We start from the raw sequence: 23,542 nt of genomic DNA, 5'->3' as shown, positions 1-23,542 counted from the left end.
CCATAGATTGTATTAGATTCCATTAGATTGTAAATGTCTAATTAGATTTCTTTAATCTAATAGGATCTAATCAGGCCAATAAAGCACCTTCTTACCGATCAACTGGTTTATTTTATAACTCCATTATTTTGTGGTTTAATAGACATATATGGACATAAGACCCAATATTATGGATTTAAAATTCAGAAAACCTGAAGAAGTTGTTGGATTATTATGTGAGAGGCTTCGTAAAGAACGACTTTATCTGGAAATGACTCAGGCAGATGTTGCTGCACGTGCTGGTATTGGTGTGAATACAGTATCCAATCTGGAAGCAGGTCGAAATGTTTCATTTGAAAATTTAGTACGCGTTGCCATGGTCCTAGGCCGATTACAAGAATTAGAGGAACTCTTCAAACCTCATTTAAACAGTGTAGATGATATTCTTCGCTATGAGAGCAATACGGCTCGCCAACGTATCAAAAGGAAATAAATCCATGCTCAAAAAACTTAATGTTTACTACAATGGATGGGGTGAATATTGGCTTTAGGGTACACTGGTCTCCTCAACAGCAATCACAGGTCGACCATTAATTGCCTTTGAATACAGTGCTGAAGCGATCCGTAAAGGTTTAGAGCTTTCCTCTTACCTACTTCCATTAAAAGGTGACCCATTAAGAAAAAACTTTCCTACACAGCAAATGGGATTACCAAGTCATATATATGATGCATCACCCGATGGCTGGGTGTGCTCCAGAATTTTGGTGGCTATTCAGTCCATCATTACTTACATTCCAACTCTCTAGTTTTCCAACTAGCCCAGGTTATAATAATGGCCACCCAAAATACGATTGATCTATTATGAACACCTCCAATGACCCTTTACACGGCAAAAAACTTGCTGACATTTTGGATGAATTATTGGATTACTACGGTGGCTTTGAAGGTTTAAGTCGTAAAATTGAAATTAGATGTTTTTGCATAGACCCAAGTGTTAAATCATCATTGCGATTCTTGCGTACCACACCATGGGCACGTGAAAAAGTAGAAAGCTTATATTTGTACGTCTTACGCCAAAAGGCAAAACAGAAACGTAGCCCCAGGCAACACCCCTCTCATTATAAAATTATACCAGTCAGTAAAACACCTTTAGATTAAGCATGTGTATGTTGGTTATTATTGTTGATTATCACAATAAATTAGTGACCAAAAATCAAAGTACCCCACCCTACCTTAAATTACACCACACAAAATAAAAACTCTATATAACTGTTATATATAGAGTTTATTAAAATACCAATTATGTTATTTAGTGTATTTTATGTCGGTGACTCTTGCCAAGGTTGGGGTCGCGAGTTCGAGTCTCGTTTCCCGCTCCAGAATTTTAAAAGCCTCAGTTGAATGACTGGGGCTTTTTTTTATTAAAAAAAATCACCTCTCCTTCACCAACATTACGCGATAGGGTGAAAATATGTTGATTACAGAGTCTGGCGGCATGGCCTACTGACATAGATGTTCCAAGCCCAAGCTTCGCTTTATTCCAGAACCAAACCTCAGTATGTCTACATCACCACAGCATGCATTTCCCACACATATTGACTGCGCATCAATTGCTTTAATTGTTTAAGGTCTTGATATTTTTCCAGTATCTCTTGTGCTCGAGCTAATTTTTGTTGGGCATGCCGATAGTCTTGCTCATATTTTCGATACAAATCTTGCACTTTAATTTTACGGTTAGAATATAAAAACAGCCCCCAATCAAAAGAGTAAATAATGTCATCTACTTGCATTTGCAAAGTTTCTAACTGTTCTTCTAAAAGCAGGTTATACGCTTTTAATTGTTGATTGGCGAAAGATAGATTGTGCTGCTGACCCAACTGAATTTGCAAATTTAGCAAGCTCAATAAATCATTGGCTTCATAAGCTTGATTGGCTTGCTGCATCAATGCGGTTTTTTCTTGTTTTTTCTGCTCATCTTGCTCACGATCTGGGTGAATCCACGCTGTAATTTTCAAGTAAATCGTTTTGATGGACTGATTTGCCAGTTTCTTTGCTTCTTCACGCTGTTGCTGTTTTTTTGCTGCTTTGGCTTTTTCACGGGCAATTTGCTGTTCGGCAAAAGCTTTTTGAGCACCACTCAACTGACTTAAAAAATCTAGCTCCTCTTGATCTTGCATTTTTTGTTCAAATTTTTCTATAAAATCATCTAAATCTAATGGGTCATGCTGAAAATCAAAAAAATCTAGATCTAGGTCATATTCTTCACAGAGAAAATGTTTCAAACTGTCCAACTTGAGCTGTGCTAGTCGTTCTTGTTCAGAAGCATCATCTTCAAAACCACCTTGCTCAAAGTTTTCTTCTGCGGACTCAGCCTCAGTTTTAGCCTCAAACATCTCATCTAGATCATCTAAGTCTGGCCGCTCAAAATCATAGCCATAATGATTCAGCAATTCTGTTAAAAACTGAACTTGTTCGGCAGACATCTGCTGCGAATCCAAAAGTTGTAAACTGAGTTGCTCAATTTTTTGATCCAGCTTAGTTTGCTGGGCTGCCGTCATTTTTTGCTGTTTTTGCTGAAGCAATTGTTGAATTTGCTGAAATATAACTTCACGCAATTGCGCATAAGTCGGTAAAATTTCACGGCTGGCACGTGCCTGAATATCGGCTTGTGCGGTCTGCCATTCATTCAAACGTAGCTGTTCCTGCTCAATTTTTTGGCATAATTTCTGAAATTTTTTCTGTGGCGCAGAAAGTTTCTGCTCTGGCTCTAAAGTACTTTTCTGTAATTTCATCTTCAATCATATCGAACACATAAGTCTGAGCCGTATTTTAACCAACTTCACTCAATAAAAAACACCCTTGCCATCACAACACCTTTTCTCATCCATGGTCTTTGATCTGAAACATCTTCAAGCAATTGATCTTCTATTCTGTACAGCAGATTGCACATAGTTCGATTATCATAGGCAGCAATACGACTTTTCCAAATATTCAGGATAATACATGAGCAAAATCACCTGTTTTAAAGCCTATGACATTCGCGGAAAATTAGGCACAGAACTCAATGAAGAGATTGCCTATAAAATTGGTCGTGCTTACGGACAAATTTACCAACCCAAAACCGTTGCAATTGGCTGCGATATCCGTCTCAGCAGCGAAAGCTTAAAGCAAGCCACCATTCGTGGGTTAAATGATGCAGGGGTCAATGTGCTAGATTTGGGCATGACAGGTACAGAAGAAGTCTATTTCGCAGCTTTCCATTTAGACGTGCAAGGTGGCATTGAAGTGACTGCTAGCCATAACCCCATGGACTACAACGGCATGAAACTGGTACGTGAAAATGCACGTCCGATTAGTGCCGATACAGGTTTAAAAGACATTCAGGCTTTGGCAGAATCAGGCGAATTTACCCCAGTTGAGCACAAAGGTAGCGTTCAAAGCTACAATATTTTGCCTGAATTTATTGAACATTTAATGACTTATATCGAGCCTAGCAAAATTCGCCCAATGAAACTGGTCATGAATGCAGGCAATGGCGCTGCAGGGCATGTGGTCGATGCGATTGAGCAAAAATTCCAATCCCTGAATATCCCCGTAGAATTGGTCAAAATTCACAATGATGCCGATGGTACTTTCCCCAATGGTATCCCGAACCCAATTTTAGTGGAAAACCGTGATAGCACCCGCAATGCCGTACTAGAGCATCAAGCCGACATGGGCATTGCGTGGGATGGTGACTTTGACCGCTGTTTCTTATTCGATGAAAAAGGCCAGTTTATTGAAGGCTATTATATTGTCGGCTTATTGGCACAGGCGTTTTTGCTCAAACAAACAGGCGAAAAAATCGTGCATGACCCGCGCTTGGTCTGGAATACCTTTGATGTGGTCGCGCAATATCAGGGTGAAGCGATTCAATCTAAATCTGGGCATGCCTTTATTAAAGATGTAATGCGTGAACACAATGCTGTTTACGGCGGTGAAATGAGTGCACACCACTATTTTCGTGATTTTGCCTATTGTGACAGCGGCATGATTCCCTGGTTATTGGTGCTTTCTGTGTTGTCTGAAACAGGACAATCGCTATCGAGTCTAGTCGAAGAAATGATTGCCAAGTTCCCATGTTCGGGCGAAATTAACTTTAAAGTGGCTGATACTCAAGCCACCATCCAAAAAATCTTTGAGCATTATGCCAGCCAAAACCCAACGATTGATCAAACCGATGGCGTGAGTCTAGACTTTGGTACATGGCGTTTTAATGTGCGTGCTTCAAATACCGAGCCTTTATTACGCTTAAATATTGAAAGCCGTCGTGATCAAAACCCACGCCCAATGCAGGATTATGTGGATGAGTTGACACAATTGATTCAAGCTTAATCTGAAAATCAAAGCAATATAAAAAAGGGAGTCAAAACTGACTCCCTTTTTTATGCTCTAAACCTTGTGGCTGAGTGTATGGCTAGAATCATTCATCTTGACGATAACCATTCGGATTCTGCTTTTGCCAGTTCCAACTATCAGCCAACATATCTTCTAGGCCATATTGTGGTGTCCAGCCCAGTTCTTGCACGGCGCGGCTATTATCTGCAAAAGAGGTCGCCACATCGCCTTCACGACGTGGTGCAAACTCAAATGGAATCTGCACACCATTGACCTGTTCAAAAGTATTCTTCACTTGCAGCACCGAAATCCCATTGCCTGTACCAATATTCCAAGCACGGCAACCCTGTGCAGTCAAACGGTTATTCAAGGCACATAAATGCGCATTGGCCAAATCGACCACATGAATATAATCTCGCACGCCTGTACCATCTGGCGTAGCATAATCCTGCCCAAAAATTGACAGTTTTTCACGACGTCCCACCGCCACTTGGGTGACATAAGGCATTAAATTATTTGGAATACCTTGTGGGTCTTCGCCAATGCAGCCACTTTTATGCGCCCCCACAGGATTAAAATAACGCAATAGCGCAATCGACCAACGTGCATCGGCAAGGGCTGCTTTTTGTAAAAGCTGTTCCACAATCAGCTTGGTATAGCCATAGTTATTGCTTGGCATACCCGTTGGCATATCTTCATTCAACGGCGAAATATTGGCTTCATCATATACTGTAGCCGATGAACTAAACACCAGTGTAAACACATGCGCGCGTTGCATCGCCTGCATCAAGCTAATTGAACCCGCAATATTGTTATCAAAATAGCTCAGTGGAATTTGTTGGCTTTCTCCCACTGCTTTAAGTCCTGCAAAATGAATCACTGCATCAATTTGATGTTCCTCAAACACAGCATCCAAAGCAGCAGCATCACGGATATCGCCCTGAATAAACTGCAAGGGTTTAGCTGTCAATTGTTGCACCCGCGCCAATGACTCTGCCGAGCTATTGGATAAATTATCTAGCACCACCACGCTGTGCCCTGCATTCAGCAACTCGACACAGGTATGTGAACCGATATAGCCCGCACCGCCTGTGACTAAAATATTAGCCATCTATTTTTCCTAATAAAATTTTTAATAAACCTTGGGTCGATGCATCGAGTGCAGATAAATCCTGTTGCTGCCCATTTAAAATAGGTAATAACTGATTGGCAATTTCCTTGCCTTTTTCTACGCCCCATTGGTCAAAGGGATTGATATTCCACAGCACCGATTGTACAAAGACTTTGTGTTCATACAAAGCAATCAACATGCCCAAGCTATACGGATTGAGTTCTTGCAATAAAATACTGCTACTTGGCTGATTACCACTGTACTGCTTATACGCCGCTAAGCCATCTAATTCCTGCTGATCTAAGGCCTGATTGCCAAAGGCCAAAAGCCGCGACTGTGCCAAGCAGTTGGACAAGGCCAAATGGTGCTGCTCCACCAAAGCCTCAGCATTTTCGACATAAGTAAATTGATTGGCATTATAACGCTGCACAGGGGCAATAAAATCGCAGCTAACCGCATGCGTCCCTTGATGCAACAATTGATAGAACGCATGCTGTGCATTCGGACCAACCTCCCCCCAAACAATCGGGCAAGTATCCAAGCTAACCGCCTCGCCATTACGCTGAATGGATTTACCATTGGACTCCATTTCCAACTGCTGTAAATAAGAGGCAAAGTATTTTAAACGTCCATCATAAGGCAAGACCGCATGAGTCTGAATATTCAGGAAGTTGTTATTCCACACCCCCAGCAAGCCCATCAGCACTGGAATGTTCTGATCAAATGCAGCCGTTTGAAAATGCTGATCAACCGCATGTGCACCCGCTAAAAACTGTTTAAAACCTTCTACACCAATGGTTAAAGCTATCGGTAGACCAATACATGACCACAATGAATAGCGGCCACCGACCCAATCCCAAAGCAAAAGCTGATTTTCAGGACAAATGCCCCAAGCGGTCATTTTATCAGCTTTGGTGGATACCCCAATAAAGTGATGTTTCAGAATTTGCGCATGTGTACCCAAGGCCTTTTCTAGCCATTGTTTCACCGTTTGCGCATTGGATAAGGTATCAATGGTGCCAAAAGACTTGGACGAAATAATAAATAAAGTGGTTTCAGGACGCAGACGATGCAGCAATTCGGATAGCTGGCTGCCATCCATGGTAGACACAAAATGTACATTCAGTGGTTTTTCAGTTGCCACTTTAAAATCAGATAAGGCTTGGGTCACCATCAAGGGGCCTAAATCTGAGCCACCCACACCAATATTAACCACATCCTGAATCACTTCACCCGTGGCACCACGGTATTGGCCTGCATGGATTTTTTCCACCAAGGCATACATACGCTCAAGCTGGGTATGTACTTGCTCAGTCAATGCAGCGTAGGCATCGGGCTGTTCGGAAGCGCTTGCTGCTGTGCTAGTCGCAGGCAAACGCAAAGCCCAATGCATCGCATCGCGCTGTTCGGTATAGTTGATTTTCTCTGAGCCCGTTGCCGTTGAAAATAAACGTCCAATCCACTCAGCAAGCTGACTCTGTTGTGCAAACTGAACCAGGGTCTGCAACACGTTGGCATCAATCCGATGCTTGCTATAATCAAACAGCACACTGTCCAAAGCCACCGAGAAACGCTGAAAACGCTGTGGATCTTGAGCAAACAGCTGATTTAAATGCAGCTGCTGAAACTGTTGTTGCAATTGTTGTAATTGCTGCAAGGCGGTTTGCTGTGGCTGATTATTTGCCTGTGATGTTGTGGTACCCATCATTAGCGACCGACTCCCATATAAGCAAAACCTTGTGCCTTCACAAACTCAGGATCATAAATATTACGACCATCCAAAATCAGCGGATGCTGCATCTGCTGCAACAAAGTTGGATAATCCAAACTCCAATATTGTTTCCACGCGGTCAGCACACATAATGCCGATGCCCCCTCTACCGCTTGATATTGGTCTGCGCATAAAATCAGATCATCGCGCTGACCATACTGTGCCACAATTTCAGGCAAGGCTTGTGGGTCATGCAATTTGACCGTCACACCCTGCGCCCACAACGCAGGTAACATCACATGAATGGGGGAATGTTGCACCCGTGCGGTATTTTCTTTAAAGGCTGCGCCCCAAATGGCCACAGTTTTGCCGTTTAAATCGCCCTGATAATAATTCCATAGCTTTCTAAACAAGAGTTCTTTTTGTTGTTCGTTAATATCCCAAACCTGTGCCAACAGCTGACTTTTTACCCCTGTGGTGGATACGGTACTGGCCAGAGTCTGAATATCATGGCTAAAGTTTTCACCACCAAACCCCGCACCAGGATACATATACGATGCACCAATACGGCTATCTGCCGCCATACCCTGCCGCACATGCTCAATATCAATTCCCAGTTTTTCTGCCACCACCGCCAAGTCATTGATATAACTGATACGGGTTGCCAACATGCCTGAAATACTCAGTTTGGTAAATTCTGCATCCAACACGGGCATAAAGAGATATTGCTGTGCACGTGGAAATAAAGGACGGAGTAATTCTTTGAGTTTGACTTGCGCACGTTCATTTTCACAACCCACCGTGAGTTGCTGTGCGCGGGTCATACTTTGAATGGCATTGCCCTCTTGAATCATGTCGGGTAAATACATCCAGTCATCTTGTGGCAAGATTTTTTGCAGGCGCTGTGTGCCATTTAAGCCCAAAGTCGAGGCATTGATCATCAATTTAGGGTGAATGATCGGACGTTGTTGCAACTGCCCCAAGACTGTCCCAGCATGGGCTTCTTCAGTCGGGTTCAAACTAAGTAGATACACATCCACATCTAAAGGTAATTCAGAAAAATCACAATAGTTTAAAAAGCCTTTGCTGCATTGTTGTTGTAATAACAGGCTCAAGGCTTGGTCTTGAAAGCTGAGATGTTGCTGTTCGAGTGGATGGGCAGCATCCTGAAAGATATCGCACCAATAAACTTGATGCCCACATTCTGCCAAGAGTGCAGACATCACGCCTGCATAGAGGGTTTTTCCAAAGACTGCGACTTTCAAAATGTGTTCCTGTGTATTGGTTGATGCTGTTTATTTCACGTGGGTTCCTCCCTGAGCAAGAGTTTAAGCACTGCTTTAAATTCTTGCGTAAGAAGGGAGGTTAGGAGGGATTTTTATATTTCATCCTTTTCTACATCATATATGAATAACTTTTCAGGTTTTAATCTTCACCTTACGCCATACATGGCTCACCTTTTTCAAAGGGGGAAGTTCGCACAAGCAAGGGGTTTGTTATGAACGTTTCTCCCTGAGCAAGAAAGCAGGCGAGGAGGAATTTTCTACTTTTCCCCTTAATCACCTTTAAGATTCAATCTTTAACTCTTGAATCAAGGCTTTAAAATCATCCCCTAATTTTGGATGATCCACCCCATAATGCAACACTGCTTTTAAGTAACCCAATTTGCTGCCACAGTCAAAAGTCTGACCTTGCATACGGTAAGCTTCCACCACACTATTTTGCTGCAACATGGCAATCGCATCGGTCAATTGAATTTCATTGCCTGCCCCTTTAGGGGTGTTTTCAAGTAAAGTCATAATTTCTGCAGGCAAGACATAACGCCCCACTACCGATAAATTAGAAGGTGCCGTGCCTACTGCAGGCTTTTCTACAATGCCCTGCATCACGGTACTTTCACCTTCTGCGGGTGTAGTCGCAACATCCACAATACCGTATTGATCGACCAGATGATTTGGCACTGCTTCGACCATAATCTGAGCGGCATGGCTCTGCTCAAAACGCTGAATCATGCGTGCCAAGTCATTTTGTGCAGCATCATCTTTAACCAATACATCGGGTAGCAATACCGCAAAGGCTTCATTGCCCACCACAGATTTAGCACATAAAACCGCATGCCCTAAGCCTAAAGGTTGTGGCTGACGTACACTCACCACACTGACATGCGCAGGTAAAATTTCGGTAATGTCTTTGAGCAAATCCAGTTTTTGTTTTTGTGCTAATGTGGTTTCTAACTCAAAGTTACGGTCAAAGTAGTTTTCAATGGAGGCTTTAGAGGAATGGGTCACCAAAATAATTTGCTCAATCCCTGCTGCAACTGCCTCGCGCACTACATATTCAATCGCTGGGCGGTCAACCACGGTGACCATTTCTTTGGGAATGGCTTTACTGGCAGGCAGAAAACGGGTGCCTAAACCTGCAACGGGTAAAATCGCTTTCTTAATCATATGTCTTAACCTGATCTCGATATTTTAATTTACTTTGACTTCTTTACCACGTTGATAACCATCCACATAGTGTTCAAGCTGTGCCAAAGCCCAGTCAATATCGCTTTGAATTGCTGTTAAGTCATGCATACGCTCAAACACCATCAGCAATTCATCCAACGGATACATTTTTTCATAAGAACGCAAAATCCGGCTGTGTTGTGTCACTTCGGTATTATCGGCATCAATCAACAATTCTTCGTAGAGTTTTTCGCCTGGGCGTAAGCCTGAATATTGAATTTCAATATCCCCTTCCTGACTGCCTGTTTCTCGTACTTTTAAACCACTCAGTGCAATCATTTGACGGGCCAAGTCCTGAATGCGTACAGGTTCCCCCATATCCAGCAGGAATACATCGCCTCCCTGACCCAAAGCACCCGCCTGAATCACCAATTGCGAAGCTTCTGGAATGGTCATAAAGTAACGGGTTACTTCAGGATGGGTCACGGTAATTGGCCCACCTTTGGCAATTTGCTGTTTAAACAACGGCACCACCGAACCCGATGAACCTAAAACATTCCCAAAGCGGACAATGCTAATTTGGGTCTGATCTTGCGCTTCTGCCATCGCCTGACAATACAATTCTGCCATACGTTTAGACGCCCCCATGATATTGGTCGGACGCACGGCTTTATCGGTAGAAATAAGTACAAAGGTTTCTACACCTGTTTTGACCGCTGCATTTAAGCTAAATGACGTCCCAATCGCATTGTTTTTCAGACCTGCCAATGGGTTACATTCTACCAAAGGCACGTGTTTGTAGGCAGCGGCATGGTACACGGTTTGAATCGCATACTGTTCCATCACCCGCTCTAGTTTAGCCTGATCTAGCACTGAACCTAAAATCGGGATAATCGTGACATCGCTATTTAAGCGTAATTCTTTGTCAATGCTATACAACGCAAATTCGGTCAGTTCATAAATCACCAAGGCTTTGGGTTTATTTTTAACAATTTGGCGACACAGTTCAGAACCAATGGAACCACCCGCGCCTGTGACCAAGACCATTTTGTCTTGAATATTTTTAGCCAACAGTTCGGGTACAGGCGGCACAGGGTCACGCCCGAGCAAGTCAATAATATCGACTTCCTGAATATCCGATACGCGAATTTCACCATCGACCAGTTTGGTCAGTCCTGGAATTTCGGTAATTTTAATATGTGCAGGTTCTAAAAATTTGACGATCTCGCTTTTACGCATGCGTCCAACTGAAGGCAGCGCAATCAGAATTTCATCAATATGCTTTTTCGGCATGACTTTTAATGCTGTTTCTGCATCATAGACTTTTAAACGGCCCAACTGTTGCCCAGTGAGGGACGGATCATCATCAATAAACAACACAGGTAAGTGCTCATCTGAACTATATAAAGCCGCCGCAATTTGCTGCCCTGCATTGCCCGCGCCATAAATCGCGATGCGTTTTTTTTGTATATCGGCCTGTAAATAAGAACGTACGATAAAGCGGATAAAGCCACGGCTAAACCAGACCCAAGCGAACATGAGAAAGCCGAACATGAGTGGAATAGAGGTGGGAATAAAGGCTTCGGTAAAGTAAGCCAAGCCATATAGCCCTGCCACAGTCAAAGCAGTACCCAATCCCAATTTGACCATAAACAGTTCGCTGTAGGTGCGCACAATAAAGCGATACACCCCAAAAATAAACAGCGATACAACGGCTATGACACTTGTCCATACCGAACCAAAAGCCAAGTTGGGCACCACTTCTGCGCCTAGGTCAAACTGGCGGATGGCGTAACATAGCCACAGCAAGACAGGAAATACACAAAAGTCCAGCACTATTAAAAATGCGAGTTTGACTAAGCGGGGGGATTCTACAGCAGGTTCGATAATGGATTTCATAAATATACAATTATTAATATTTGAATTTTAAAACACCGTATTACTTTAATGCAGAATACAGGTTCCAACCTCTAAAAATGAATGTGCAGTGATGGTTTGACCACCTGCGACTTTTACCCCCACGCTTAAATGGGCAAATTCCTGAATGACAACATCATGATCTAATAATGTACCAATATTTAAAATTACACCATCGTTGATCACAGTTTTACGACTAATTACACACCCTGCCATCACACTCACCCCTAGACCTATGTCAGCTGTTGGACTCACAACTGTTTTAGGATGAATCACCGAAGTCAATTCTATACCCAAGGCTCGCAAGGTCTGTTGCCATTGCTGCCGTAATGTATTATTGCCTACTGCCACAATCGCTTGAAGCTGCGTATTCTTCAACTGATTTAAATTGGCAATATTTGTCACAATGTTATAGTCCGCCACATGCTGTATTGCAGGCCAACGGTCATCAGCAAACATAATCTCTTGCCATTGTCCACTCAGTTCTGCAGCTTCTGCAACAGCCAAACCGTATCCTCCTGCACCTAAAATTAACAAGCCGGGTTTAAGCATCTGGATGACCTGCCTTGAATTTTATAGCCACAATTAACAATGGTATATAGGCAATTAATACCGCCAATTCAGGGTACGCCCATGCTTGTGTTACCGTCATATAAGCGATAGGAAATAACCAGAGTAGGTTAATTGCGGCAACCGCCAACGTCACGGGGGTATGACTCCCGCATTTACGCGATAAAACTTGATAGCTATGGCTTCGATGTGCATCATACATTTTATAGCCACTCAACACGCGTTTTATCAGGGTATAAGTCGCATCGACCACAAATACACCTAGACAAATGATCCACGCACAAAACAGTGCCAAGTTTTCTTTTAGAGCGATAAGCGCCAAAATACCCAAAGTGAGACCGAGAAATCCGCTACAGGCATCGCCCATAAAAATTTTAGCCTTGGGAAAGTTCCACAGTAAAAAGCCAAATACACAGGCTGCCAATAACCACAATATGTCGGAGTTTAATGTGGTATTCAGTACATAATACAAAATGCCCATACTAACGAGAGTAGTAATGGCTTCGACACTGGCAATGCCGTTAATGCCATCCATAAAGTTGTATAGATTCAACAACCATACCAAAAATAATACTGCAATAATATTGGCGATAAAGCCAAGTTGCAGACCATTAAAAGCGGTAACTTCGCTAAAGCCACCCAAGCTGATCACCACGCCAATGGCCACCAAAAAATGTATGGCTAAACGCAGCATGGAGTTAATATGTCCATGGTCATCTAAAAAACCAAGTAAAGCGATGACAAAACCCGCTGCTATCAGGGTGAAACCAATATGTACAGTCAATTGTTGGCTGTATATCAGCACAGCCAGCGCCAACAAATAGGTACCCACCACCGCAACACCACCTCCACGTGGCGTAGGTACATTATGGGAACTACGTTCATTGGGGTTGTCTATTATATTTTTCTTGATGGCATAATGACGCATGTAGCCTGTGAATAGTAATGTCAGTATAAAAAATACGATGCTCAGTGCAAAAATTGACATGCTTAAATTACTCTTTCATTTTTAAATAATTTTGACCCACTTGCAGCATCGCTTGCTGTGTACTCAATGGTGCTGTCCAACCCAACAACTTCTGAGCTTTGGTCGTATCGACCTCTAGTGACTCAAATAACTGCTCATAGAGTTTGGATTTGCCAATACATATTGCCCCTAGTTTCATAAGCGATTGCGGAATATAAATAAAACGTACAGATTTTCCCATGCCCTGTTTTAAATATTGCACTAGCTCACGTGTAGAAATAGGAGTTTGATCTGCGACTAGAAATGTTTGATTGGCTGCATTTGGATGTTGGATACAGGTTTGAATAAAGTCTACCAAATTTTCAAGCGCAACAAAGCTACGTTTATTGTTTGTTCCTGCAAAAGGTAAAGGTAAATTGCTCGCAACTAGTTTGAGTAACCGAGCAAAGTTACCAGGCGCATGAGCGGCATAAACTAAAGGTGGACGAATAATAACTAATTCTGTGTCTGATCCCGCAAATAGTTTTTTAAGTTCATATTCGGCTTCGAGTTTAGAAACCGCATAATCTGCATGAGGTTGTGGTATAGCATCTTCTGTAAATGGCTGCTGTAATGTTACTGAACCATTCACACCTATAGAGCTCATAAATATAAAGCGTTTTACTTTTTTTTCTAAAGCCTGGCGCGCTAATTGCAAAGTACCTTCTACATTCACTTTGCGAAATTCGCTCAATGGATCTGTTGTTTGTTCATTTAGAATATGGGCGCGGCCTGCTAAATGAATAATGACGTCTATATTTTCAGGTAAGTCTGCTGCAAAAATATTAGCAGCGATGAGTTGTTCAACAAATTTCTGATCCTCTTGGAATGATCTGACCAAAGAAATAATTTGATAAGAATTTTTTTTTAATAGATTAAGAGTCAAAGCCTGACCTACAAAGCCACTACCACCTGTGATTAATATCCTACTCATTATCTAATCTCAGAATATTTACGAACTTCTCAAGTAAAACATCTTGATGATAATATTTTTCTAAAATAATTCGTGATGAAACTACATTTTTCAATAATGCCTGCGCACAAATATCATCTATTAATTGTGCCAATAGTTGTGGCTGATTTGATGAATCCACCCAACCAATTTGATGCTCTTTCACCATGCATGCAACTTCTGTATTTTTATCCATAATCGCCAAAATAGGTCGATTTGCAGCCATACTAAAATAAGCTTTACTTGGCACACCTAACCCAAACATACCATCAGCTAAAGTCACTATAGCAATATCACAAGAACTCAAACCTAGACTACGTTTATTGCTTGGTAGTTCATTTATATAAGCAACATTATTGAGTTTTTTATCACTCTCAATATAGGATTTTACTAATTCAACAGCACTCCCTCCCCCAACGAATAAAAACTTTGCTTGAGGATGTCTGACTAACTGGATTGCTTTGATCAAATGATCAATTCCTTGTACACGCCCAATATTTCCAAAAAATTGAAATACGATATCATTTTCCCAGTTTAGCTGCTTTATCAGCTCTGAATCATTTTTATCCCGTAATTCTATTTCTCTAAAATCAACCCAATTAGGAATAACCGTAATGTCTTTTTTATATTTCTTTTGACGTAATACCATTTCCATATCACGACCAATCACAATAATCTGATCTGCTTGAGCATAGATAAGATTAAAAGTCATATCTAAAAATTTAAAAAAAATAGATTGTTTATTTAAGATTCCTGCAGGCACAAGATTCTGAGGAAAAACATCATGTACCAAAAGACACCATTTAAAAGGTTTAAATATTTTTAATAAAGCAATCAATACCATTAAAAATAATGGATTTGTACCAGAAACAACCTGTGTATTACTCTCCAAATTACCTTTAATTTTTTTATAGAAAGCATGTGTTTGTTTTATTTGCCCCCAAACTCTAGAGATCAGACTATTTTTGTTGTAAGTAGGTGAATCAAATAGATTCAATTCAACCTTCTTATCAAAATGATCTGGAATATATTGCTCATCCGCTGGTGCAATTACAGATATATGATCTGTAATTGCACTTTGCGCCATTTTTTGAATAATCTTATGCCAGAAGTAACCTGTCGAGTTTTGTTCAGGCAAAATAAATTCAGAAACGATGATAATTTTTTTCACGATATGAGCCTTAATACTTCTTCCATACCACACGGTTAACATAGTCGGTATAGCTTAAAATTATACGCGCCACCTTTTCACTCACGTTTGGCATACTGTAGTCAGCAACTAAGCGCAATAATCGTTCTTCGCCACGTGGTTGATGATCTAAAATCTCTAAACCTTGTAAAATCCGCTCTGCAGTTAAACCCACCATCATCACCGCAGCTTCTTCCATACCTTCAGGACGTTCATGCGCCTGACGCAAGTTCAAAGCAGGAAAATTCAGAATAGAAGATTCTTCATTAATGGTGCCACTGTCCGACAATGTTGCTTTTGCAGAAAGCTGCAACTTGTTGTAATCACTAAAACCAAGAGGTTTTAATAACTGAATAAGTGGATGAAATTCAATATTTAGCTCTTCAATACGCTTACGGGTACGAGGGTGCGTTGAAACAATCACAGGATATTGATATTTCTCAGCCACTGCATTCAGCATCTTAACCAGATCTAAAAAGTTTTGATCAGAGTTAATATTTTCTTCACGATGCGCACTGACAATAAAATATTGATGTTCGTTTAAGCCTAAACGCTCTAATACATCTGATGCTTCAATTTTAGCCTTATAGTGATTTAACACTTCAAACATTGGGCTACCTGTTTTAATCACCTGATCTGCAGGTAGGCCTTCTGCTAACAAGTAATCTCGTGCAATCGTACTATAAGTTAAATTAATGTCAGCAGTATGATCGACAATGCGACGATTAATTTCTTCTGGCACTCGCATATCAAAACAACGGTTCCCAGCTTCCATATGGAAAGTTGGAATCTTACGACGCTTAGCAGGAATAACCGCCATACAGCTATTAGTATCGCCCAACACAAGTAATGCTTCTGGTTGCACTTCTTCTAATACTTTATCTACAGCAATAATCACATTACCAATCGTTTCTGCACCTGTTGCACCAGCAGCATTTAAAAAATGGTCAGGTTTACGAATACCCAAATCGGTAAAGAAAATTTCATTGAGTTCATAATCATAGTTTTGGCCTGTATGTACCAGAACATGATCAAAATATTGATCACACGCAGACATAATACGTGATAAACGAATAATTTCAGGACGCGTTCCAACAACGGTCATTAATTTTAATTTCTTCACAATCTTAACTCTTAATGTGTTAGTGGCATGGCATAAGTATCTGGTTTTTCACGGTCAAATATTTCATTTGCCCAAAGCATCACTACCATTTCATCTTCACCAATATTGGTAATATCATGGGTCCAGCCTGGTACAGTTTCTACAATTCGTGGTTCATCACCACAAGTTTCAAGCTCATAGAACTCACCTGTAACCACATGCTTAAACTTAAATAATGCCTTACCTTTAATCACCAAAAATTTTTCTGTTTTGGTGTGATGATAATGTCCACCACGCGTAATTCCCGGATGTGCAGTAAAGTAGGAGAACTGCCCTGCATCCGGTGTTTTCAGCATTTCAACAAATACTCCACGCTGGTCCCCATACTTAGGTACGCTATAGTCAAACTGTTCGGGCTTTAAAAAACTTAAATAGGTTGAATACAATGCACGGGTTAAACCAGTACCCACTCGATCTGTAATCAAGCTTTCACGTGACTGTTTAAAACCTGCCAGCATTTTAGCCAACTCACCTACGCTGATTTGATATTCAGGTTGTATGACAAAAACTTGTTCTACTTGTTGTGTACCCTGAATAATATTCCAAAATGATTCCACCACATCATCTACATAAACTAGACGAATCATTGCATTTTCATCATGAATTTGAATAGGCAAATCATGTGCCGTGTTGTAACAGAAGGTTGCCACAGCTGAGTTATAATTTGGGCGTGACCACTTACCAAATACATTCGCTAAACGGCAAATATATACAAGGTTGCCTTGCTGTTGATGAAGGTCTAATAAAGCCTGTTCACCACCCAATTTACTCTTTCCATAAACATTGTCATGCTCCGCCTGAATAGACGAAGAAAGAATAATAGGAGTCTGCTTTTTTGCTCGCTTAAGAATATTTGCAATTTTTTGCGTCAGCGTAATATTTCCCTCAATAAACTCTTGCTCATTTAAAGGGCGGTTTATTCCCGCTAAATGTACAATCCAGTCCGCAGCAAGTACAGATTGCTCTAACTCTTCTAAACTAGAATCTCGGTTAAATTTTAAAACTTCGATTTCTGATTCTTCAGACAGGAATTGAATGAAATTTTTTGCAATAAAACCGTTGGAACCTGTGACTAAAATTTTCATGTTTAAGCCTCTGGATCTATATATTGACCTTGAGTTAAAGCACGCACAAATTCAAGTTTTAACAATAACTTTTTCATACCTTCAACATCTAAACGCTCGGTATTATGTGAATTATAATCTTCGTATTGAGTAATTTTTAAATCACCATCTTCTACATATTTTTCATAGTTCAGGTCGCGTTGATCTGCCGGTACTCGGAAGTAATATCCTTGGTCTATTGCAACTACCATTTCTTCACGGCTAAGTAAGGCTTCATATGCTTTTTCACCATGACGCGTGCCCATAATTGAAACAGGATGATCTTCTACATTGAGCAATTCTTTTAATGCTTGAGCTAACACTTCAATCGTTGCTGCTGGAGCCTTTTGTACGAAAATATCTCCATTTTCACCATGTTCGAAAGCATACAAAACCAGATCAACTGCATCCTCTAATGTCATCATGAAACGGGTCATGTTTGGGTCAGTAATGGTAAGTGGTTTACCTTGACGCATCTGATCTACAAATAATGGAATCACAGAGCCACGAGAGGCCATAACATTACCGTAGCGCGTACCACAAATTACCGTTTCCAATTCTTCTAAGTTACGTGACTTCGCCACCATGACTTTTTCCATCATGGCTTTAGAAATACCCATAGCATTGATTGGATAAACTGCTTTGTCAGTACTTAAACATACCACACGTTTTACACGGTTCTGAATAGCCGCCTCTAAAACATTTTCGGTGCCCAGCACATTAGTTTTAACTGCTTCCATTGGGTGGAATTCACATGAAGGTACTTGTTTAAGTGCAGCCGCATGATAAATATAATCTACGCCACGCGTGGCATTTAAAACACTATTATAGTCACGTACATCACCGATATAAAATTTCAGTTTAGATGAATGGTATTTTTTACGCATATCATCTTGCTTTTTTTCATCGCGGCTAAAAATACGAATTTCTTTAATATCTGTTTCTAAAAAGCGTTTTAGAACTGCATTACCAAATGAGCCTGTGCCGCCTGTGATCAATAATGTTTTTTCTTTAAACATATTATTTATCTACCTTATTCAAACAATTTTCAATAATCTGTGTATATTTAACTGCACGCTGTCGTGCTGTCGAGAAATTTTCAGCATGTTTTTGTGCAGCTGTTAATTGAATATCTAATTCATTATTATTTTTGTTTTCGATAAAATCATTAATCATAGCTGCAGCAGAGTCTGGATTCATTGGCTCAAAATAAAATGCGAAGTTTAAGCAAACATCTTTTATAAAACCCCTATCTGAAGCAAATAACGGTTTTTTCATTATCATAGCTTCTAAAGGAGTTGCCGAAAAACATTCTAGAAGACTAGGAAATATAATCGCATCCATTTCTTTATAAAAACTTGGACACTCATTTACTTTTAATGGACCTATATTAATAATGTTCTCCCGAAAATAAGAAGATTTATCAACCCATTCCTGTTCATTAAAAGTTACATAAAAATCAACATCTTTTTGATATTTGGTTTTCAGAAGTTCTTTTACTTTGGGCAAAATATTAGTATTTTTATGAAAATAATCTCGACTAATTAAACCAATCTTCATTTTATTAGAAGGCATAATCTTAATTTTTTCCCACTTTTGAGGAGAAAAATAAACATTTGAGACAGTATTATAAACAACCTCAACATGACTATCTTTAAAAATATTTAGTTCAATTAGGCGTTGCTTGACATGTTCTAGCTCAACAACACAGAAATCTGAATTTTTGAAGAACTTTTTCTGCAAGAAGAACTTTAGTTTAAACTTTAATTTTTCTACACTTGATAGCATGCTATAGCATTCATTACTAGGATAAATAATCCATGGCTGAGCAAAACCAACTAAATTTATTCCTTTGATTGGATGATAGCAAGGACCAAATATTGTAAAAACGAGATCATAAGCATCAAATAAATTTATATTATTTTTATAATTTTTTAAACCAAAGATATTATGAACTTTATAATTTTTAAAAAAACTTTTAGCAGATTGATTAATATTTTTATCTACTTCAGATGAAACAATAATATCAAAGTATTGAGTAATATTATTTGAGACAAATGGCAACTCATTAATAAATGAGCTAGCCACCTGTACTCCACCACCACTATGCAAATTTGCCGCATTAATCAATATTTTCAAAACAAAATACCTCAATTATTTCTATTACATAATATTTAACTTAACAATGTAAGAATTATCTAATACGAATAAAATCATATATAAATAACAATAACAGCATAAGGACAAAGCTACCAGAGTTAAAAACATAGCCATTATGTGCCATCATAAAAAAATAGTGTGATAAATAAAATAAAAAAGCAATAAAAAAACTATTTTTATAATCTTTCATTAAACCTAGAATAAAAGAAAACATAAAGAAAATAAACCCCACTAATATAGCACCACCATCAGCATAAATTGGCATAAGCGCAGTATAAACATTAAATGTAGGATTTATTAAGGAGTTATTATCATATACAAACTGACAATTGGAATTTAATAGAGGAACCGAATGTAAACACTGTGCAGTATAAACAGGTGCAATACGTACAAAATTCTCAAAACCATAGAAAAAATAATTAAATAGCTCTTCAAAACTAATACTATATATTCCGGAACGAAGAGCATTAATTCCAAAAAAGATTACCAGAAAAGAAAAAAAAGCTTTTAATAGAATTGATATATTTATTTTACCATATAGAATAAAAAAACTAGAGAAAATGAATATATAATTTAAAAGTGTACTTTTCCAACCTGTTAATACAGTTAGAATAAATAAAACAAAAATCATTAACTTAATAAAAAAACTTAGCTTTTCCTTTAAAACAAAGTAAACATAACTACTCAAAAAAAGAGATAACATCGATGAAAAGGTAAAAATATTCCACAAAATTCCTTGCTGAATATCAGCCCTTAAACTATTATTTAAAAGAGGGATTCCGTGTTTAAGTAATTGAAAAAAAATACTTAATATAGCAACAGAAAGCAATATATTAATAATAAAAAAATATTTTTTAGAAGAAAAATCAATAAGTTTAAATTTGATCTTTTTTGATAAGAAAATACCAAGAATAAATCCAAAAAAAGTAAAAAATAAAGAAACTTGTATTGCGAAAAAAGAAGATTCATAAAATCTTATTTTAGACAAATTAGTTAAATATAAATAAATTAGAGCAGGAAGCACATATAAAGATATTGCAACAATATTAAATCTTATCTTCATAGAGATAATTCCTTAATAGATATTTTTTTTATAAAAAAAATAAAAAGTATATATCCCAAAAAAACCAGCCAGCCAGTCGCTAATTTTGCGTAAAGATAGTACTTAAGAGTAAGATTCTGACTGACAAGTATTGGATATAAATAATACACTAGCAACAATAAACAAACTAAAAAATTTGTTATTGTTAGCGCTCTCCTAAGATCAAGCCCATTCATTACATGATGATATATTGCAGTCAACGCAAAAGGGAGAACAGCCCAAGTAACTAACTGCATTTCCTCCACTAAAAACCCATAGGAAGTAAAATTTTCCACAAAGTATGACATTACTAAGTTCGTAAATATAATACCTAAGATTGTGATCCCTAAAAGTATACTAACCTCTTTTATAAAAATAACTTTTCCAGACTCACAGCTTTCACTAATTACTTTTACAAACAACAATTCAGCACAAGTCGCTGGTATTATCATTAAGGCAGTAAAAGCAAATATAATTATACTATAATAGCCGAGTTGTTCACGGCCTAAAGAATAATCTATAAAAAATCGATCCATCACTAAATAAGCAAATACAAAAATTGAATTCATAAACAACCAAAGTGAAGGTTTTAGTATGCCTCTAAAAATTTGCTTAAACTTATTCCAACTAAAAAATTTAAAAAGCTCTAACTCTTTATATAGCAAATTAATTATAAAAAACAAATAACTTATAAGTAGAGCTACCAAGTATAACCTAAAATTATACGACCATATATAAATTAATAGTGAGATCAATAAGGGCAATACCTGATTATAAAAAACCAGCTTTAACATCTTGTTAATGGCATTGGTAGCTCTATAATATGCTTTTAAAATATTAGAGATTGCAATAAAAACTCCAGAAACAGTAAGTATAGTAATAACTATATCTACTTGATTTACTAGAATTGCAATCAAACATACTATAATAGAGCTAATAATAGTTGAAATAAGAACAGTTACTACTAAATATTTTTTTTCTATTTCTTCTGCGGTAGGAATATAGCGATCCAGTGAAAACCTCGTACCCAGATGAGAGTAATCTACAAATTGCTGCCAAACACGAGCAAGCGTAAGACTACCCAACTGACTCGCACTCAGATATTTCATAAAGACTAAGTTAAGTACAATATTCAGAAATTGAATTGAATAATTTAGAATAATATACAAGAATCCTTTTTTAAGCATGACTATTCACAATATCTCGTTTTATTTCTTCATAGAACTCATCTTTCATAGGCACGCCGTTTTCTAAATTATCTATAACTTCTTTATATTTATCTAAATAAACCTCAGAGTAAATTTCACCTGGCATGATATGGCTTTTTGGTAAGATTTTAGAATGACGTCTACTTTGGGCAACCATATAAAGCAAGACTAATGCTCTATTTATCGTTTCGCTATCTAGTTTATTAATTTTGGTAATATTATCTAATATACTATAATACTCTTCTACGGTATCTGGTTCTTTAGTAATACCAAATCCATAATAATAGCCTTTACCAGCAGTTACTGCAGGTATACCAAGACAACTAAACTCTAAACCGGCTGTGCCTTTTGCGGTAACAATATAATCTGCAAAACTGACAATTGAATTCGTATTTAAGTTGTTTGGTAAAATATAAATATTATCCAATTGATGCTTTTCTAAAAGCTCTTCTACTGCTCCCTTTTCGTTCCACATATATGAACTAGGGTGAGCTTTGATAAAAGTGTTGACTTCTTTATTTTCATTTAAATGAATTAGAGTTTTAACTAAAAAATCATAATAATCGTTAAACAATAAACCCTCTCCGACATGCGGCGCATCAGAAAAAGCATGAGACATTACTACAATATTTTTTTTATTCTTATCTACTTTTGGAAATATCTCTTTTAACTCATCTAAGCTATAAGTTTTTTTATTTAAAAATGCATTTTTGACATCTATTTGGTCAATATTTCCATTAAATCTATTTTCAACATAAGCTCTAGCTTCTTCCAAATATTCAGGTGATGATAATTTTTTATTAAAAAGCTCTATCGAAGGCTTAAGGAAATGTTCTTTTATATTTACAGATGAGTTGTAGCATTTATACGCATAAATATCTTTTAAAAAGATAACATTTGTATTATTTGCTTTTTTTAACTGTCTAGGCAACATTCCAAATTCAGCATACACATTATGACTTGTAACTAAATACTTTGGTTTATATTTTCTAATTAAGTATTCATTATTATAAAAGGTCAAGAATGCTCGAAATATTAACCTATAGTGCGTAAATTTAATTTTATTAATAGTGTAAGTGTTTGGTTTAAATCGTATTAACGTATCATAAATAAGCTCACCTACCTCAACGCCCTTATGTTTAAGATTAGCTAATTTATTACCATCTTTATATAAAACAACCGTTTTAAATGTTGCGAATAAGGCAGGAATAAAAACTAAAGGATTTAAGAAACCTTTCCACCACATATAAAAATCATTTATATTAAATGATTTATATATGTGAGCTACATCGCTACCGTCTTCATGAAAGCCTCTTAAAAAGACAACAGGCTTAGCCCCTGTAACTTCTTGAACCGCCTTACCTATTCGTGCTTTATCCATGATACTTGCTGGACAGGTAATCTGACCCTCTATTAGGCAATAGCTATTTTCTGCAACAGATGAAACAGATGAGTCTTCTTTTTTCCAATATTGATTATTGAGTTGAGTAAACTCTTGCTCAATTGGGCTTGGTTTATAGGGCTTAGCATAACTTATAATTCTTTTCAACCTACTAATCATAAAATATA

20 protein-coding genes and 1 pseudogene are annotated in these 23,542 nt (G+C 38.2%); 4 read left to right on the top strand and 17 right to left on the bottom strand.

The genetic code is table 11. The features are described 5' to 3' along the window. The first annotated feature begins 169 nt into the window (after positions 1–169). The 3 genes and pseudogenes from B2W49_RS02685 (at position 170) to B2W49_RS02675 (ending at position 1,137) form a co-directional block, all read left to right on the top strand. Complete coding sequence (locus B2W49_RS02685; RefSeq protein WP_139850597.1) at positions 170–472, top strand: helix-turn-helix transcriptional regulator; 303 nt, start codon at positions 170–172, stop codon at positions 470–472. Positions 473–536: 64 nt separating this feature from the next. Further along, a pseudogene (locus B2W49_RS02680) lies at positions 537–725 on the top strand (type II toxin-antitoxin system HipA family toxin); the annotation flags it as partial. A 115-nt stretch (positions 726–840) separates the two neighbouring features. Then, positions 841–1,137 (top strand): VF530 family protein, encoded by a 297-nt coding sequence (locus B2W49_RS02675; protein ID WP_291334246.1) that lies wholly within the window; start codon positions 841–843, stop codon positions 1,135–1,137. Between the two features lie 404 nt (positions 1,138–1,541). Here the strand turns inward: B2W49_RS02675 and B2W49_RS02670 are convergent, their stop codons facing one another. Beyond that, the gene (locus B2W49_RS02670) at positions 1,542–2,771 is read right to left on the bottom strand and encodes a hypothetical protein (protein ID WP_291334245.1); all 1,230 of its coding nucleotides are present in this window, start codon (positions 2,769–2,771) and stop codon (positions 1,542–1,544) included. A gap of 211 nt (positions 2,772–2,982) precedes the next feature. On the opposite strand from B2W49_RS02670, the gene B2W49_RS02665 reads away from it, so the two are divergent. After that, complete coding sequence (locus B2W49_RS02665) at positions 2,983–4,353, top strand: phosphomannomutase CpsG (RefSeq protein WP_291334244.1); 1,371 nt, start codon at positions 2,983–2,985, stop codon at positions 4,351–4,353. Positions 4,354–4,441: 88 nt separating this feature from the next. On the opposite strand, the gene galE is transcribed toward B2W49_RS02665, so the two are convergent. The 16 genes from galE to B2W49_RS02585 all read right to left on the bottom strand — a co-directional run bounded on the left by galE (position 4,442) and on the right by B2W49_RS02585 (position 23,534). After that, complete coding sequence (gene galE / locus B2W49_RS02660; protein ID WP_291334243.1) at positions 4,442–5,467, bottom strand: UDP-glucose 4-epimerase GalE; 1,026 nt, start codon at positions 5,465–5,467, stop codon at positions 4,442–4,444. After that, on the bottom strand, positions 5,460–7,175 hold the full coding sequence (gene pgi, locus B2W49_RS02655) for a glucose-6-phosphate isomerase (protein WP_291334242.1): 1,716 nt from the start codon (positions 7,173–7,175) through the stop codon (positions 5,460–5,462). Before pgi ends, galE begins: the two co-directional genes overlap by 8 nt. Next, entirely contained in the window at positions 7,175–8,443 is a 1,269-nt protein-coding gene (locus tag B2W49_RS02650) for a nucleotide sugar dehydrogenase (RefSeq protein ID WP_291334241.1), read from the bottom strand. The genes pgi and B2W49_RS02650 overlap by 1 nt, the downstream gene beginning before the upstream one ends. A gap of 300 nt (positions 8,444–8,743) precedes the next feature. Then, positions 8,744–9,625 (bottom strand): UTP--glucose-1-phosphate uridylyltransferase GalU, encoded by an 882-nt coding sequence (gene galU, locus B2W49_RS02645; protein WP_291334240.1) that lies wholly within the window; start codon positions 9,623–9,625, stop codon positions 8,744–8,746. Between the two features lie 24 nt (positions 9,626–9,649). Continuing rightward, positions 9,650–11,524: a nucleoside-diphosphate sugar epimerase/dehydratase gene (locus tag B2W49_RS02640; protein ID WP_291334239.1), complete on the bottom strand. Its 1,875-nt coding sequence runs from the start codon at positions 11,522–11,524 to the stop codon at positions 9,650–9,652. A 45-nt stretch (positions 11,525–11,569) separates the two neighbouring features. Beyond that, entirely contained in the window at positions 11,570–12,094 is a 525-nt protein-coding gene (locus B2W49_RS02635) for an acetyltransferase (protein WP_291334238.1), read from the bottom strand. Beyond that, positions 12,087–13,100 (bottom strand): MraY family glycosyltransferase, encoded by a 1,014-nt coding sequence (locus B2W49_RS02630; RefSeq protein ID WP_291334237.1) that lies wholly within the window; start codon positions 13,098–13,100, stop codon positions 12,087–12,089. Before B2W49_RS02630 ends, B2W49_RS02635 begins: the two co-directional genes overlap by 8 nt. A gap of 7 nt (positions 13,101–13,107) precedes the next feature. Further along, positions 13,108–14,052 (bottom strand): NAD-dependent epimerase/dehydratase family protein, encoded by a 945-nt coding sequence (locus B2W49_RS02625; protein WP_291334236.1) that lies wholly within the window; start codon positions 14,050–14,052, stop codon positions 13,108–13,110. Next, the gene (locus tag B2W49_RS02620) at positions 14,045–15,241 is read right to left on the bottom strand and encodes a glycosyltransferase family 4 protein (protein ID WP_291334235.1); all 1,197 of its coding nucleotides are present in this window, start codon (positions 15,239–15,241) and stop codon (positions 14,045–14,047) included. Before B2W49_RS02620 ends, B2W49_RS02625 begins: the two co-directional genes overlap by 8 nt. A gap of 10 nt (positions 15,242–15,251) precedes the next feature. After that, on the bottom strand, positions 15,252–16,382 hold the full coding sequence (gene wecB / locus B2W49_RS02615) for a non-hydrolyzing UDP-N-acetylglucosamine 2-epimerase (RefSeq protein WP_291334234.1): 1,131 nt from the start codon (positions 16,380–16,382) through the stop codon (positions 15,252–15,254). Positions 16,383–16,393: 11 nt separating this feature from the next. Further along, entirely contained in the window at positions 16,394–17,506 is a 1,113-nt protein-coding gene (gene wbjC, locus B2W49_RS02610; RefSeq protein WP_291334233.1) for a UDP-2-acetamido-2,6-beta-L-arabino-hexul-4-ose reductase, read from the bottom strand. Between the two features lie 2 nt (positions 17,507–17,508). Then, entirely contained in the window at positions 17,509–18,543 is a 1,035-nt protein-coding gene (locus B2W49_RS02605; protein ID WP_291334232.1) for a polysaccharide biosynthesis protein, read from the bottom strand. A 1-nt stretch (position 18,544) separates the two neighbouring features. Next, positions 18,545–19,663 carry a glycosyltransferase family 4 protein gene (locus tag B2W49_RS02600; RefSeq protein ID WP_291334231.1) on the bottom strand — a complete coding sequence of 373 codons (1,119 nt, stop codon included), beginning with the start codon at positions 19,661–19,663 and terminating at the stop codon, positions 18,545–18,547. Positions 19,664–19,718: 55 nt separating this feature from the next. After that, positions 19,719–20,747: an O-antigen polymerase gene (locus B2W49_RS02595; RefSeq protein WP_291334230.1), complete on the bottom strand. Its 1,029-nt coding sequence runs from the start codon at positions 20,745–20,747 to the stop codon at positions 19,719–19,721. Beyond that, on the bottom strand, positions 20,744–21,952 hold the full coding sequence (locus tag B2W49_RS02590) for a polysaccharide biosynthesis protein (protein ID WP_291334229.1): 1,209 nt from the start codon (positions 21,950–21,952) through the stop codon (positions 20,744–20,746). The genes B2W49_RS02595 and B2W49_RS02590 overlap by 4 nt, the downstream gene beginning before the upstream one ends. Continuing rightward, complete coding sequence (locus B2W49_RS02585; RefSeq protein ID WP_291334228.1) at positions 21,945–23,534, bottom strand: hypothetical protein; 1,590 nt, start codon at positions 23,532–23,534, stop codon at positions 21,945–21,947. The genes B2W49_RS02590 and B2W49_RS02585 overlap by 8 nt, the downstream gene beginning before the upstream one ends. Between the last annotated feature and the right edge of the window lie 8 nt (positions 23,535–23,542).

The sequence above is a fragment of the Acinetobacter sp. UBA801 genome (assembly GCA_002296655.1).
GTDB lineage: Bacteria > Pseudomonadota > Gammaproteobacteria > Pseudomonadales > Moraxellaceae > Acinetobacter.
This window is presented reverse-complemented; position numbering and strand designations above follow the sequence as displayed.